This window comes from Providencia sp. PROV201 (assembly GCF_028479545.1).
GTDB lineage: Bacteria > Pseudomonadota > Gammaproteobacteria > Enterobacterales > Enterobacteriaceae > Providencia > Providencia huaxiensis.
In genome coordinates, this window is sequence record NZ_JAMPNW010000005.1 from 84,877 (window position 1) to 99,899 (window position 15,023).

The 15,023-nt window shown below is 38.5% G+C and carries 13 protein-coding genes; 7 read left to right on the forward strand and 6 right to left on the reverse strand.

What is annotated here, in order from left to right; translation table 11 throughout:
- Positions 1-30 precede the first annotated feature (30 nt).
- A complete protein-coding gene (ybaL, locus tag PR809_RS05930; protein WP_102139385.1) occupies positions 31-1,779 on the reverse strand; it encodes a YbaL family putative K(+) efflux transporter in 1,749 nt (582 codons plus the stop codon).
- A 286-nt stretch (positions 1,780-2,065) separates the two neighbouring features.
- On the reverse strand, positions 2,066-3,289 hold the full coding sequence (locus PR809_RS05935; RefSeq protein WP_102139384.1) for an MFS transporter: 1,224 nt from the start codon (positions 3,287-3,289) through the stop codon (positions 2,066-2,068).
- A 258-nt stretch (positions 3,290-3,547) separates the two neighbouring features.
- On the opposite strand from PR809_RS05935, the gene ushA reads away from it, so the two are divergent.
- Complete coding sequence (gene ushA / locus PR809_RS05940) at positions 3,548-5,215, forward strand: bifunctional UDP-sugar hydrolase/5'-nucleotidase UshA (RefSeq protein ID WP_206275918.1); 1,668 nt, start codon at positions 3,548-3,550, stop codon at positions 5,213-5,215.
- 91 nt (positions 5,216-5,306) lie between these two features.
- Here ushA and ybaK read toward each other — a convergent pair whose 3' ends face one another.
- From ybaK to PR809_RS05960, 4 genes are all read right to left on the reverse strand, one after another.
- Positions 5,307-5,780, reverse strand: a complete 474-nt coding sequence (gene ybaK / locus PR809_RS05945; protein WP_102139382.1) for a Cys-tRNA(Pro)/Cys-tRNA(Cys) deacylase YbaK — start codon at positions 5,778-5,780, stop codon at positions 5,307-5,309.
- A gap of 28 nt (positions 5,781-5,808) precedes the next feature.
- Complete coding sequence (locus PR809_RS05950) at positions 5,809-6,609, reverse strand: TraB/GumN family protein (RefSeq protein ID WP_102139381.1); 801 nt, start codon at positions 6,607-6,609, stop codon at positions 5,809-5,811.
- A gap of 156 nt (positions 6,610-6,765) precedes the next feature.
- On the reverse strand, positions 6,766-7,347 hold the full coding sequence (locus PR809_RS05955) for an HdeD family acid-resistance protein (protein ID WP_166265677.1): 582 nt from the start codon (positions 7,345-7,347) through the stop codon (positions 6,766-6,768).
- Positions 7,348-7,548: 201 nt separating this feature from the next.
- The gene (locus tag PR809_RS05960; RefSeq protein ID WP_166265674.1) at positions 7,549-8,283 is read right to left on the reverse strand and encodes a FadR/GntR family transcriptional regulator; all 735 of its coding nucleotides are present in this window, start codon (positions 8,281-8,283) and stop codon (positions 7,549-7,551) included.
- Between the two features lie 340 nt (positions 8,284-8,623).
- On the opposite strand from PR809_RS05960, the gene PR809_RS05965 reads away from it, so the two are divergent.
- From PR809_RS05965 to PR809_RS05990, 6 genes are read left to right on the forward strand one after another with little or no spacing between them, the layout of a single operon-like run.
- Positions 8,624-9,502 (forward strand): 2-dehydro-3-deoxygalactonokinase, encoded by an 879-nt coding sequence (locus PR809_RS05965; protein WP_206275919.1) that lies wholly within the window; start codon positions 8,624-8,626, stop codon positions 9,500-9,502.
- A gap of 1 nt (position 9,503) precedes the next feature.
- Positions 9,504-10,148, forward strand: a complete 645-nt coding sequence (locus PR809_RS05970; protein WP_206275920.1) for a 2-dehydro-3-deoxy-6-phosphogalactonate aldolase — start codon at positions 9,504-9,506, stop codon at positions 10,146-10,148.
- Positions 10,148-11,008: an SMP-30/gluconolactonase/LRE family protein gene (locus PR809_RS05975; RefSeq protein WP_206275921.1), complete on the forward strand. Its 861-nt coding sequence runs from the start codon at positions 10,148-10,150 to the stop codon at positions 11,006-11,008. Before PR809_RS05970 ends, PR809_RS05975 begins: the two co-directional genes overlap by 1 nt.
- A gap of 18 nt (positions 11,009-11,026) precedes the next feature.
- Positions 11,027-12,733: a dihydroxy-acid dehydratase gene (gene ilvD, locus PR809_RS05980; RefSeq protein WP_166265661.1), complete on the forward strand. Its 1,707-nt coding sequence runs from the start codon at positions 11,027-11,029 to the stop codon at positions 12,731-12,733.
- Positions 12,733-13,650, forward strand: coding sequence for a dihydrodipicolinate synthase family protein (locus PR809_RS05985; protein ID WP_166265658.1), 918 nt, complete (start codon positions 12,733-12,735; stop codon positions 13,648-13,650). The genes ilvD and PR809_RS05985 overlap by 1 nt, the downstream gene beginning before the upstream one ends.
- 1 nt (position 13,651) lies before the next feature.
- The gene (locus tag PR809_RS05990) at positions 13,652-14,998 is read left to right on the forward strand and encodes an MFS transporter (RefSeq protein ID WP_206275922.1); all 1,347 of its coding nucleotides are present in this window, start codon (positions 13,652-13,654) and stop codon (positions 14,996-14,998) included.
- Positions 14,999-15,023: the final 25 nt, after the last annotated feature.

A 15,023-nucleotide genomic window follows, 5' to 3' on the forward strand; every position in this document is an offset into this window, starting at 1 on the left:
AAGGCTACGGCTTTAAAGATAGGGCGGCGTTTAGTGGCTAGGTTTTAGATATTCATCTAAGTTTTTGCCTTCGACTTTTCTATTGTCGTTATCAATAAAATCATCAATAGAGCAACCGAACTCTTCCACATCATTGCACATGAGTGTCGCCATAGATTTAGCAATTTCATGTTCACCAATAATAATATGCTCAGCCCCTCGTTCTTTGATAAAGCTGACTTCATCATCATAATGGGCACGAACAATCACAGTGATATCTGGGTTCATTTCTTTTGCTGTTGCGACAATCTCCCCTGCTTCATAACCATTCGGAATGGTTAAAAGCAATGTTTTGGCGCATTCAATACGTGCAAGACTAATGATATCTTTATTTGCGCCATTGCCTAAAATTGCGCTAAAGCCATTTTCAGCAAGTTCTTCAAACCGAGCGCGGGTATCTTCAACAACAACAACCGGAATCTCCCTTCTACGCAGTTTGTCTGCAAGCATGCCACCGACTCGGCCGTAACCGACGATGATTGCGTGGCCGCAGATATCGACAGGAACTTGAGTTTCTTCTTCCAGAGTCTCTTCTAGCAGTTGCTCTTCGATAGTCTCGGTTTTCTCAAGGTACTTATCTAATAAGCTAAATAACACAGGGTTCAGCATAATAGAGACAATTGCGCCTGCTAATACCAAGTTTTGTGCGTCTTTATCCATCACGCCAAGGGTCAAGCCCATGCCTGCTAAGATAAAGGCAAACTCACCGATTTGCGCCAAACTGACGGAAATGGTTAGCGCTGTTCGCCGTGAGTGCCCAAACATCCTGACAAGAACCAAGGCCGCTGCAGATTTACCAATAATGATAATGGCCAGAACCCCTAAAATCCCTAAAGGTTGTTCAATTAACACGACTGGGTCGAATAGCATCCCAACCGAGACAAAGAACAGAACAGCAAAGGCGTCACGTAATGGCAGAGTGTCTTGTGCGGCGCGATGGCTGAGCTCAGACTCATTTAATACCATCCCTGCGAAGAACGCACCGAGGGCAAATGAAGCATCGAAAATCGCCACAGCGGCATAGGCAATACCTAATGCAAGTGCGAGAACAGCAAGGGTAAATAGTTCACGAGAACCTGTTGATGCGGTACGTGATAAAATCCATGGGATCACTTTACGACCCACGACAATCATAATGAATATGAATAGAACTACTTTACCAATTGTCCATGCAAGGCCTAATGCAAGCTCACTGAAACTTGCGTCATCCGTGTTCATAATAGCGGCTGCGGCAGGCAGTAGAACAAGTGTTAAGACCATGGCTAAGTCTTCAACGATCAGCCAGCCTATAGCAATTTGCCCACGCTGGCTTTCAATCAATTGACGTTCTTCTAAGGCCCGTAGTAATACGACGGTACTGGCAGTGGATAAACACAGGCCAAATACAACGCCTGTAAATATTCCCCAACCAAATAGCATAGAGAGGCCAAGACCCAATAAGGTGGCTACTGCGATTTGTGCAATGGCTCCGGGAATGGCGATAGCTTTAACAGCAAGTAAATCTTTTAATGAAAAATGTAGGCCTACCCCAAACATCAGTAAGATAACACCGATTTCAGCAAGTTCAGGTGCCAGTGCTGCATCAGCAACAAAACCGGGGGTAAATGGGCCTGCGAGAACACCGGCTGCAAGGTAGCCAACTAAAGGGGAAATTTTTAATCGCTGCGCGATCATACCTAACAAATATGCAAGGGCGAGACCACCAACAATGGTTGTGATTAAGGGCGTTGAATGCTCCATTTAGTCTCCTCTGGTGAATATAAAAATAGAAAGGTGGGTACATGCCGTTGACTTTTAAAATGAGGCCTTCATTTTAAAATGCAATTTGCATGTTTTTATATTCTAACTTTTTTTGAGATAAATTTCCTTAAAAAAATGAAATGTTTTTAAAAAAAAGACAGCTTAAAGGTGCTAAATCGTTACAAGCGCTATGTTTGTGAGATTTTTATCTGGAATTTGTTTGGATTGAGGAAGGAAAGACCCATACTTATTTTTAGGTAAGTATGGGTAAAATAAGAAAATAAAACTATTTGTTACCAATATTTGGCAGTAATACTGTAAAAATCCCAAGTAATGGTAAGAAAGCGCAATAATGATAAACTTGTTCAATACTGGTTTGGTCTGCGATATGACCTAAAACTGCTGCACCAACGCCCCCCATACCGAAGGCCAGCCCAAAGAACAATCCTGATACCATGCCGGTTTTACCGGGGATCAGCTCTTGTGCGTAGACTAAAATAGCTGAAAATGCGGAGGCTAAAATCAAACCAATAATGACGGTAAGTACCCCAGTCCAATAGAGGGATGCGTAGGGTAAAATTAAAGTAAATGGCGCAACACCAAGGATTGAGAACCAAATAACGTATTTACGCCCTATTTTGTCACCTATTGGCCCGCCAATCATTGTGCCAGCGGCAACGGCAAATAAGAAAACAAACAAATGAATTTGCGCATTTTGCACTGAAACACCGAATTTATCGATCAGATAAAAGGTGTAATAGCTGCTGATACTGGCCAAATAGAAGTATTTGGAGAAAATCAGGACTAATAGTACAGCTAAAGAGCCAACAATGACTTTACGTGGTAAGACTTTTACATTTCCCGCGCCGATCGGTTTTTTACTTGCGGCACGATGTTGGTGTTTATACCAACTGCTGACTTGCAGCAAAATAACAATTGCAAGTAGGGCAGCCAGTGAGAACCAGCCAATATTGCCTTTGCCATAAGGTTCAATAATCAGCGCTGCAAGTAATGGCCCAAGGGAGGCCCCTAAGTTGCCACCCACTTGGAAAAAGGATTGTGCGAGGCCATGACGTCCCCCTGATGCCATACGTGCAACACGTGAAGACTCAGGGTGGAATACGGAAGAGCCCGTTCCAACGAGTGCCGCGGCCAGTAATATAGTCGGGAAGGTTTCAGCCATTGCTAGCAATATTAATCCCGTTAACGTGAAGCTCATACCTATTGGCAGAGAATATGGCTGCGGGTGTTTATCGGTATAATAGCCGATAATAGGTTGCAGTAATGATGCAGTAATCTGATAAGTGAGGGTGATCATCCCAATTTGGGCAAAACTTAATGAAAAATCAGATTGTAATAAAGGATAAATGGCTAAGATCAGTGACTGGATCATGTCATTAAGTAAATGAGAGACACTGATGGCAGTTAGGATACTAAAGACCGTTTTCCCCGTTTTGTTTATTGGCTTTGACGGGCTTGGGTTGTTAGGGTTTGTGGTTTGCTCACTCATATTATTATCAACTTTCTGTGTTACATAATTGTTATCAATATAACTGAAATACAATTTATTTAAATGGATAAATAAATCACGTGAATAATTAGTGTCGGTTAATTATTTGATGATGATCTCATTTTTATGAAACGAATTTCTTATTCTGCAATAGGTATCAAATCCTGATCATATTTTTATGCTATAAGACAGCAGGTAGTGACAAACTATAATCTAATATGACTGAATAAAAATTCCTATATCAGCAGGGAGAAATGTATGAAGTTTGCATTTAAGGCATCCGCATGCGCATTAACGGTATCGTTAGCGTTAATACCCGCAACTATGGCAAATGCGTGGGAAAAAGACAAAACATACAATATTACCATTCTACATACCAATGACCATCACGGCCATTTCTGGCACAACGACCATGGCGAATATGGTTTAGCCGCGCAAAAAACGGTGGTTGATGAAATTCGTGACGAAGTCGCTAAGCAAGGTGGTAGTGTTTTACTGCTCTCTGGTGGTGATATTAATACCGGTGTACCAGAGTCTGATTTACAAGATGCAGAACCCGATTTTAAAGGAATGAACTTAGTGGGTTACGATGCGATGGCATTAGGGAACCATGAGTTTGATAACCCGCTTGAGACGCTGCGTCAGCAAGAAAAGTGGGCAACCTTTCCGTTTTTATCCGCCAATATTTATCAAAGCAGCACAGGCAAACGTCTTTTCAAGCCTTATCAAGTTTTTGATAAACAAGGTGTAAAAATTGCAGTGATGGGGCTGACAACTGACGACACTGTACGTATCGGTAACCCTGCTAACTTCCCTGATGTTGAATTCCGTGTGCCTGCGGATGAAGCTAAAAAAGTAGTTGAAGAGCTCCGCGCAACAGAAAAACCAGACATTATCATCGCAGCGACTCACATGGGGCACTATGACGATGGCAATCATGGCTCCAATGCTCCAGGTGATGTCGAAATGGCGCGTAGCTTACCCGCAGGCTATTTAGATATGATAGTGGGTGGTCACTCACAAGACCCTGTTTGTATGTCTCAAGAAAAGAAAAACTACAAGCAAGAAGACTATGTACCAGGTACACCGTGTGCGCCAGATAACCAAAATGGGACTTGGATTGTTCAAGCTCATGAATGGGGTAAATATGTTGGCCGTGCGGATTTTGAGTTTAAAAACGGCAAGTTTACGCTCAAGCACTACCAGTTAATCCCAATTAACTTGAAGAAAAAAGTGACAAAAGAAGATGGAACGAGCGAGCGAGTTTACTATACGCAAGAAATTGCTCACAACCCTGACATGATGAAATTATTGACACCTTATCAAGAAAAAGGTGACAAGCAACTGAGTGTTAAAGTGGGATCTGTTGAAGGCAAACTCGAAGGCGATCGCAGCAAAGTGCGTTTTGTACAAACCAATATGGGGCACCTTCTGTTAGCTGCACAGAAAGAACGTGCAGGAGCTGACTTCGCGATCATGAGTGGTGGCGGTGTTCGTGACTCTATCGAAAGTGGCGATATCACTTATAAAGATGTTCTTAAAGTTCAGCCATTTGCCAATGAGTTAGTTTATGTGGATTTCAAAGGTGATGAAGTTATCCCATACCTGACCGCAGTTGCGAATATGAAACCGGATGCAGGTGCATATTGCCAGTTCTACAATGTGAACTTAACGCTGAATAAAGATGGCACGATCAGTGATGTCAAAATTGATGGTAAGCCTGTTGACCCAGCGAAAACCTATCGTATGGCAACGTTGAATTTTAATGCGATTGGTGGTGACGGTTACCCGAAAATTGACAACCATCCTAACTACGTTAATACCGGCTTTGTCGATGCGGAAGTGCTCAAGGGGTATATTGAAAAACATTCCCCTCTGAAAGCGGCAGATTATGAACCCAAAGGTGAAATTATTTATAATAATTAAATCATTATTACCTTGAAAGCCTCACTGCTCGCGGTGGGGCTTTTTTAGCTAAAGGTGATTTAACAGCCACCAGAACCATTATGGCTTAGTGCTATTTACGTATTTCAGCGAAGGTTGCATTCAGTACTTTTGCGAGATCGTTAGGAGCAAGTTCAATATCTAATCCACGCTTTCCACCTGAAATAAACAGTGTGGCATATTGCTGAGCTTGGTCGTCAATTACCGTTGGCAGGCGCTTTTTTTGGCCTAATGGACTAATGCCACCAAGTAAATACCCAGTAGTCTTTTGGGCTATTTGTGGATCTGCCATTTCAACTTTTTTGACTTTAAACACTTTGGCGACCTGTTTTAAATCTAATTGCCCTGAAACAGGTGTAACAGCGACGGCTAACGTTTTTTGATCACCATTGAGCGCAACCAATAAGGTTTTAAACACCTGTTTGGCATCTAACCCAAGTTTTCGTACCGCTTCATCACCAAAGTTATTTTCATTTGGGTCGTGGTCATAAGGATGTAAAGTGAAGGAAATTTTTTGTTTTTCGAGTAATTTCACGGCTGGGGTCATTTTGAGCCTTCTATTTATAACTTATAGCTTAATTTCGCAAATATTCTACCAGACTATTTTCACCAAACAGATGTAATGCACCAACAGCGACAACATAGTTACCATCAGGAAGTGACTTAAGCTGCTCACTCCAATTCGCATTTCGTTGCTTCATCAATACTTGGTAAATGTCTTCGCTAAACGTATTGGGTAAAGCCGTGCGGTTATTGGGTTGGTAATCTAGCCACCAGCTTATCATTGTCTGTAGCGAGCGCGCATTTTCACGCCAGTGGTTCAATGAGTCTTGTAACAACGCTAGCCCATTATTAGGCAAAGAAAGCAGCAATTCAACTTGAGAGGCGGTTCCTTCTAACTCAATAACTGGTTTGAGTTGTGATTGCGCATTACGGATAAGTTGGTAGTCAATACCATAATGGCCTCTGAGCCCTAGCTCTTGAGCTTGGGTCGCTTGCAAGATCAGGGCGATTTGCCATGAGGGTAAGGTATCAAAGCGTTCGGGGGATTGGCGGAGCTCTAAACAATATTGTTGAAAAAGATGATATTCACCATCGGTTAACCGCTGTTCTACAGGAAGATGCTCTGCTACATCATTAGGAAATGGGGAGTGAGTTTCAGTGATATCTGCCTCAACAATTAAGGCATCTGCGAAATTAAGTTTATCTAATAATGTGGCAGACAAAGGAAACATATTCTCTGTTCCCATATGGATACTCCCCACAACGTGCAATTTAAGGTTTTTTGATAGCCGAATATCAACCGCAGGGTAAGGGTAAACTGGAGCAGTTTCCGTATGAAGCCAGTTTTTTAAATTTTCAATCAGTTTGCCCACGATTTCGTCCCTGCGCTATTTCTCATTTTACTAGGTTAAACAATCTTGCCGCAATTTGCGAATGCTCATCACCGATTACGCATTTTTTAGCTGACTGATTTTTCGTGGAGGCGAGACAAAGTAAAAAAATGCCCCTAATAAAGGGGCATCATAGGGTTAGTTATTCTTACTAATGCCTTTAAATACACTGAGTAAAGCGAATAAGCTAAAGGAACTAAACACCATTTCGATCCCAATTAGTGTTGTCAGTAAGGTAATTGATGTAATTGGACCATTACCGATGAGTAAATAGGCAATAAAGAAATCTAACAGCCCAATGATGATTTGTAACCAGCCACCTGCAGAGCTAATTTGTTGGAAGCCGACATAGAGCCGGATCACCCCACCAACAATAAATAACGCGGCCACCAAAATAGCCAACGCCACTAAACTTTGTAACGGATCTTTAATAAACGAGTAGCCGACAATAATATAAATAAGACCAATAACAAAACCAAATAACCGTGACCAACCAGTATAAATCACCGTACTCAAGATGCTGACTATCGCACCAACACCGCCAATAATCAGCAATACACCCAGTACTGTACTGACGGCAATACCGGAGATCATCGGGTTGATAATACAAAAAAGCCCACCAGCTAACAGTAAAATGGATAAGATCACCAGAAAGGTGCGTTGTTTTTTAAACTCTTCTCCCGCAAGTTTGGCGAGTTTCTCACGATCAATATTAAGCATTTTGTACTCCAAATATTAAATAACTAACTATTTATAAGTATAGGCTTAGCTTTCACATAATAACATCTTAGTTAGTATAAATTTAATCAGCTTTAGTTGTCTTCGTGTAGATTTGCATCATTTTTTATACTTTAAATAACACAGAGAGTCATGTGTAGCGTAAATAGAATCTGCTAACTACCAATATTATGGTTAATTTAGTTAACGATCTAAAATATCTAAATATTTTTCTTGATCTAAATTTGGGAAATGGCGAGTCGCAGCAGTTAAAATAATTTCTTTCATCAGTTTTTTTGCATTATGGCTGTCTTTTAAGCGGATCGCATCAAACAATAATTTATGCATTTTAACTGACTCGGTTGTTTCCCTCGCACTTTTTTCTTGCGTATGTTTGAACGACAAAATGAGTGCTTCTTGGATGGCATTCCCGATTGAAAATAAAAAAGGATTATGACAGGCTTTGAGTAATGCGTAGTGGAAGTCAATATCACCTTGTTCGAATAAAGCCAAAGAATCTTGCTCATGGCCTTTTTGCATTAAAAACCAGGCTTTCTCTAGGTCTGCTAAATCTGCTCCTGTAGCAAAGCTGGCAGCTAGTGCGGAAGCATTAGGTTCAAACATGAGCCTTAATACAACGAGTTGTTTGAATAGTTCAGGAGAAACTCCTGCTTTGCCAACCCATTTAAGTAGGTCGTAATCAAGAAAATTCCATTCATCCCTTGGATTAATAACACTTCTTTTCTTTGGCTGAATAGAGATAAGCCCTTTACTGGAAAGTTGCTGTAGTGCATTGCGAATTGATGTTCTTGATGCGGAAAATTGTTGTGCGAGCTCATTTTCACCAGGTAGCATATTATCTTTATAATACCCAAGAATAATTTGCATCCCGATTTGTTGCATAATCGATTGAGCTAATGTTTGCTGAGGCTCGGCCATTAAATTAAAACCTTATTTTGATGTAATATTGATGACTGTAACAATCTATCATGATTGGCGTTCAACTGCCTGCTGATCTTTGTTCGTGTGACTAAAATAACGTAACTGATATAGATTCTACCGCCAGTTATACGGTTTATTTTTTACTGTAAGGTGAGGTTGATACTTACAAAAAAGTAGACGTAGATAACAAATAACAAAAACTAATCCCTCCGTAAATACCAATAAATTCAACATTATCAAATGATTATCATTTTTTTATTATTTTCACCTAGTTGACACAATAAAATCATGTGATACAAATTACATTAACTTGTATTACAAGATTGAGGTGGACAAAGTGTATTGGATTGCGGTGGATTGGGGTACTACAAATTTTCGTGCTTTTTTAATGAAAAAAGATGAAATCATTGATGAGGTTATTGGAACTGAAGGAATTTTATCCGTTACTGAAAACCAATTTGATGTTGTTTTATACCGTAATATTGAGCATTGGCTAACATCGAAAGGGAACCTTCCTATTTTATTAGCAGGAATGGTTGGCTCCCAAAAAGGTTGGTATGAAGTTCCATATCAAGAAGTACCAATAACCGCAAAGGGGTTAGCCGAGTCACTGAAAGAATTAACCACATACTGGGGTAGTAAAGCGTGGATTGTTCCAGGTATTCAAAATTTAAGCCAGTATGCATTACCAGATGTTATGCGTGGAGAAGAAACCCAATTACTTGGATTAGCAGACAGTGCAGATACTTATGCAATTCTGCCAGGAACACATAGTAAACACAGCGTTATTTCCCACGGTGAAATAAAAACGTTTACTAGCTTTATGACAGGGGAGCTCTATTCCTTATTAATAAACTCATCAATGATTGGTAAAGGATTGCCAAAACAGATTGATAATGAAAAGTATTTCTTAACAGGAATCGAAAAATCTAAGGAAAATATTCCATTTACACATTTAATTTTCTCTGCCAGAACTAAACAATTAAATAAAGAAATACCTGCTGAATTTGTTGGCAGTTATTTGTCAGGTATTTTAATTGGAATTGAATTAAAAAATGTAGAGTATGAAAATAAAATATGGGTAATTACAAATGAGTCATTAGGTGAAAAATATATCGTTGCAGGTAAATACTTTGGCCTAAATATGGAATATGTATCTGGTAATGGGTGTTTTCTAAAAGGTGCATTTAAATTAATTAATCAATTAGGTAATTAAAATGAAAAATGGAACAGAGTTCGAAGTACATTGGAGTAATAATAAGTACCCATTCATTGCTATATTGAGAGGGTTAACGGTAGAACATGCAATTCCAGTTTGTAGTGGTTTGATTGATAAGGGGATAAAATATATAGAAGTGCCCTTGAATACTGATTATGCATATGAAGTTATTGAGTTATTAATTAAAGAATTTGGTAATCAAGCAACTATAGGTGCAGGAACTGTTCTCAAAATAGAACAGGTTCAAAAAATCAAAGATATTGGTGGGGAAATTATTATCTCACCTAATTTGAATGAAGATGTTGTTCGAAAAACTAAAGATCTACAAATGATTAGTTGCCCGGGCGTTTACACAGTGACTGAAGCTTTTAATGCAATAGAATATGGTGCAGATATTTTAAAATTTTATCCCGCAGATATGATAACACCAAAAGTACTTAGTGCAATGTTAACTGTTCTGCCTAAAAAAGGCTTATATTTTCCAGTTGGAGGGATCTCTGCGGACTCTAATCAATTAAATGCTTATATAGAATCAGGGGCTAATGGATTCGGTATTGGCGGAGGCCTATATAAGCCAACAATGAGCGTTGAGGAAGTCTTGAAAAATGCAGATAAATTAATAGATGCATGGAATAATCGATAATGCCAAAAAGTATTTTTGCATTTGATACTAAAGTTATAAGAAGCCCTCAAGCTGAATTGGGTGAGTCACCAATTTGGTGTCATCACACTAATTCGCTACTTTGGGTTGATATTAAAAAAGGGAAATTATTTCGGTTTTATCCTGATTTAAGTGATGTTATAGAAATACAGGATATTCCAATATTAACGAGTGCCGTTTTACCAACGAACATAAAAAATTTTTTTATTTTGATTAATATCAATGGAGTTTATGTTTTAAATTATAAGACTAAAGAGTTGAGTATTTACTTTGAATTTGAGTTTAACAATGAAGGAATAAGAACTAATGAATGCCAAATTTCACCTGATGGAAATATTTTTATCAGTGTGATGGATAAAAATGCCAATAATCCTATAGGTAGGATTTATGAGTTCAATGTTAAAAGAAAGGAATTGAACTGTATTCATTCTAATTTACTTATCCCTAATACTATGCAGTGGTTTGGCGGTGGATTTTGGTTTGCAGACTCAGGGCGTAAAGTTTTTTATCGAAAAGATTTAAACACAAATGAGATTAAAGAGTATCCAGTTAATTATATTGCAGATGGTTCGGCTCTAACCAAAGAAGGTATTTTAATTAATGCTTGCTGGGGAGATAAATGTCTTGCTTTATACGATTTGAATAATTCAATGCAATTAATAGGAAAAATAATAGTTGATTCCTCTCAACCAACGAGTTGTATATTTTCAGGAATTGACCAATCAACCCTTTATGTAACTTCTGCTTATGACGGGTTAAAAAAAATAACCACAAATGATGGAAGGGTAACTTCCATTAAAACAAGTTTTATTGGTCAACCTAGTAACACATTTGTACTGTAAAAATTGATGGAGAAAAAAATGAGTAATTGTGGAGGGTGTTCTTCTTGTAATACACACTTTAATCCTAGTTTACAAGGAGACAGTGGGGCCTTAAAACGAGCTTTATATAAAGCGAGTGGCCATACAACAGAACAATTAAAACGCCCAGTTATTGCGGTCGTTAATAGCTACACCAATGCAACGGCGGGCCACGTTAATCTTAATGAACTTACCGAAAATGTATTAAAAGGGATCGATGAAGGAGGCGGTGTTGGTATGGTTTTCGGTACTATCGCGCCTTGTGATGGTATTGCTGAAGGGCATTTTGGTATGCGTTATGTCTTAGCATCCCGTGAAGTTATCACAGCTTCTATTGAATGCATGATGAGGGCGCATCGATTTGATGGAATGGTGCTACTCGGTTCTTGTGACAAGATAGTTCCAGCCATGCTAATGGCCGCAGCGCGTTTAGATGTTCCTGCGATCCTTGTTAATGGTGGACCAATGTATCCAGCTGAATATAAAGGAAAACATTGGGACGGAAACATTATAACGGAAGCTATTGGGTGGAAAAAACAAGGGTTAATCGATGAAGCAGAATTTGAACATATAGAAAATATCGCAGAGCCTGGGCCTGGTTCATGCACAATGTATGGTACAGCGAATACGATGTGCTGCATTGCAGAAGCGATGGGGATGTCTTTATCTGGTGGTAGCACGTTGCCTGCGGTGTCGAAGGAGCGTAGGTTGATTGCTATTGAGTCAGGAAAAAAGATAGTTTCTTTAGTACTGAAAGATATCACCGCACGTCAAATTATTAATAAGAAATCCATACATAATGCAATGGCTTACCTATTGGCAACAGGCGGGTCAACGAATGCCATTCTTCACTTACAAGCGATTCATTATGAAGCAGGGCTAGGGCACTTGCCTTTAAAATCATTTGATGAATTGAGTTATAAAGTTCCTCTAGTATCTGCTTTATATCCCGCATCAGAGCACGACATGATTGATTATTGGGAAGCTGGTGGCGTTCCTGCAGTCGAGCATGAAATTTCATCTATTTTATTTTCAGACACAATGACTGTTGATGGTGAAGAAAAAGGTGCTTTGTTAGCCAGAAATATGAAGACAACACGCCCAGAAGTCATAAAAACATTGAGTGATCCTGTGCGCAAAGAGTCAGGAATTGCAGTTCTGACGGGTAATTTGTCGCCTCTAGGTTGTGTGGTTAAACCTGCCGCGGTTCCTGAAAACTTGATGTTTTTCGAAGGTAAAGCAATCACTTTTAATAGTGAACAAGAATCTGTTGATGCAATTATGAATGGTCAAGTAAAACCTGGTAGCGTTCTTGTCCTACGTTATGAGGGGCCAAAAGGTGGTCCAGGCATGCCTGAAATGTACCTACCAATGAAATTACTAGAAGGTATGAATTTATCAGACAGTTGTGCATTAATTACAGATGGAAGATTTTCAGGCTCTAATCGAGGTTTGTTTGTTGGTCATATGTCTCCTGAGGCTGTAGAAGGGGGAATTATTGGTTTAATTGAAGATGGTGATTCTATAGTTATAGATATTCCTAATCGACAAATATCACTAAAAGTGTCAGATGAAATTTTAGATTCAAGAAAGCAACACTGGATTCCAGTTCACAAAGAAGTTCCTCGTGGTTTTTTACGTTTATATCGAAAAAGTACTTCTTCAGCAGCTCTTGGCGCTATATTTATTGACGATGAGGATCTGTAATGAAATATCAAGTTAATGACATAATTGGTGTTAATCCAATTATTGCAGCACCATTTGATAGATATGGTGAAATAGATGAACAGGGTTTTTCTAACATTATTTCTTATTTAAATTCGATTGGTGTTAATGGTGCAACGCTATTTGGCGTTGCAAGTGAATTTGCTAAATTTAATGATTATGAACGTGATTTATTAGCGGATATTTATCTTAATCAATCAGAGGTTAATTTTTATAAGGCATTATCGGTCACTGATCACTCAACTGAAAATGCAATTAAAAGAGCCAAAAAATATGAACAGCTTGGTGCGGATGCTCTGATGCTACTTCCTCCCTTTTTTTTGAACCCATCTCAAGCCGCCGTCGAGAAGCATATTCAAGAGGTATTAGAATCAGTATCAATTCCTGTTATGTTGCAATATGCTCCTAATGAAACAGGGTTTCTCATTACGCCATCAAAAATGGCACAGTGGAGTGAAATTTATCCTAATGCGGTTTTCAAAATAGAATGTAACCCTCCGACAGAATATACCCAAGAATTTTTGAGCTATGTACCTGATGCTGTAGTGCTTAACGGCTATGCAGGTCTATATATGCTTGACATGCTAGATATTGGTGGGAAAGGTGTAATGCCAGGGTGTTCTTTCTCGGAAATTTATGTCGAAATATATCGTCTTTGGGTAAATAAAGAGAAAGATAAAGCGCAAAAGCTACATGGACGATTATTGAAATATATTAATCAATGGATGACACATTGCGAATATATTATTCAAGTAGAAAAAACAATTCTAAACAAAAGAGGGATTTTAAAAAGTGATTATTGTCGAAGACCTAATTATTCACTTAATAATGATGACATGAAAACAATCGCTGAATTTATGAATGAGTTTAACTTAACGCCAATTAACGGTGGAGGGTGATATGGGTAATTCATCACTGATTTCTGAAAATGATAAAATAATAGAGAAAGAAAAAGATAAGGTTTATAGAAAAGTTATATTTAGGTTAATTCCTTTTCTTGTTCTATGTTATTTTTTTGCCTACCTAGATAGAGTGAATGTTGGTTTCGCAAAATTACATATGCAGGAGGACCTTAGCTTTAGTAATACAGTTTATGGGCTCGGTGCTGGTATATTTTTTATTGGCTATTTTTTATTTGAAGTGCCTAGCAACTTATTAATGCAGCGATATGGTGCGAGATTTTGGATCGCTAGAATAATGGTCAGCTGGTCAATATTATCTGTACTAACTATGTTTGTTCAAACGCCGACTCAATTTTACGTTGTCCGTTTTTTATTAGGTGTTGCGGAAGCAGGGTTCTTTCCTGGGATTGTGTTCTATTTGACGCTATGGTTTCCATCATGGCGTTCAGCTAAAACATTGGGGCTATTTATATTAGTAACGCCTTTATCGACAATTTTAGGTAGTCCATTATCAGGTTTTATTTTAAAGATGTTTGATGGTGTTGGGCCCTGGTATAACTGGCAATGGCTTTTCTTAGTTGAAGCAATACCTTCATTTTTATTGGCATTTGTTGTTTTAAAATATTTAGATAACGATGTTAAGTCAGCAAAATGGCTAACAGATGAAGAGAAATTGGTCATACAAGATGATCTAAAAAAAGATGGAGAACAAAAGAAAAAAAACAGTGATGGAAAAGTCGCTGCTAGTCTGAAAGATTTGTTAAAAAACAAGCATGTTTGGCTATTATCACTAATTTTCTTTAGTTTTAACATTGGTTATTATGGAATTAATTTTTGGTTGCCATCCATAATTAAATCGTCTGGGATAACTGATGACTTATCAATTGGTTTTATAGCGGCATTACCTTATTTGTTTGGTTCTATATTTATGTTGTGGAACAGCTATCACTCAGATCTTAAAAAAGAGAGACGTTGGCATATTGCTATTCCAGCGATATTAGGTTCTATAGGGTTAGTCTTTAGTTCTTTAAATGAAGGTTCGACAATAGCAATGATGTTTTGGATCTGTGTTGCTATCTCAGGAACTTTAGCTCTAATTCCTACTTATATTAGTTTACCGGGTGCAATTTTCTCAGGAACTGCTGCAGCTGCTGGTATAGCGTTAGTTAATTCGGTTGGAAATCTGGCAGGTTTTTTTGGGCCGACGGTTTTAGGATGGTTAAATGATTTAACAGGTAGTTCTGGTATCGGGTTACTTATATTAGCCGGTTTTTTATCTTTATGTGCACCGTTGATATTTCTCATTCCAGCTAAATTAGTTAATCCTGAAATAAAAAATAATTAATAAACATAGCAAAAGATAGAACAGG

Excerpts from the sequence above, each read along its gene's own strand:
- ybaL (WP_102139385.1), bottom strand. The coding sequence starts at position 1,779 with ATGGAGCATTCAACGCCCTTAATCACAACCATTGTTGGTGGTCTCGCC.
- PR809_RS05935 (WP_102139384.1), bottom strand. The coding sequence starts at position 3,289 with ATGAGTGAGCAAACCACAAACCCTAACAACCCAAGCCCGTCAAAGCCA.
- ushA (WP_206275918.1), top strand. The coding sequence starts at position 3,548 with ATGAAGTTTGCATTTAAGGCATCCGCATGCGCATTAACGGTATCGTTA.
- ybaK (WP_102139382.1), bottom strand. The coding sequence starts at position 5,780 with ATGACCCCAGCCGTGAAATTACTCGAAAAACAAAAAATTTCCTTCACT.
- PR809_RS05955 (WP_166265677.1), bottom strand. The coding sequence starts at position 7,347 with ATGCTTAATATTGATCGTGAGAAACTCGCCAAACTTGCGGGAGAAGAG.
- PR809_RS05960 (WP_166265674.1), bottom strand. The coding sequence starts at position 8,283 with ATGGCCGAGCCTCAGCAAACATTAGCTCAATCGATTATGCAACAAATC.
- PR809_RS05970 (WP_206275920.1), top strand. The coding sequence starts at position 9,504 with ATGAAAAATGGAACAGAGTTCGAAGTACATTGGAGTAATAATAAGTAC.
- PR809_RS05975 (WP_206275921.1), top strand. The coding sequence starts at position 10,148 with ATGCCAAAAAGTATTTTTGCATTTGATACTAAAGTTATAAGAAGCCCT.
- ilvD (WP_166265661.1), top strand. The coding sequence starts at position 11,027 with ATGAGTAATTGTGGAGGGTGTTCTTCTTGTAATACACACTTTAATCCT.
- PR809_RS05985 (WP_166265658.1), top strand. The coding sequence starts at position 12,733 with ATGAAATATCAAGTTAATGACATAATTGGTGTTAATCCAATTATTGCA.
- PR809_RS05990 (WP_206275922.1), top strand. The coding sequence starts at position 13,652 with ATGGGTAATTCATCACTGATTTCTGAAAATGATAAAATAATAGAGAAA.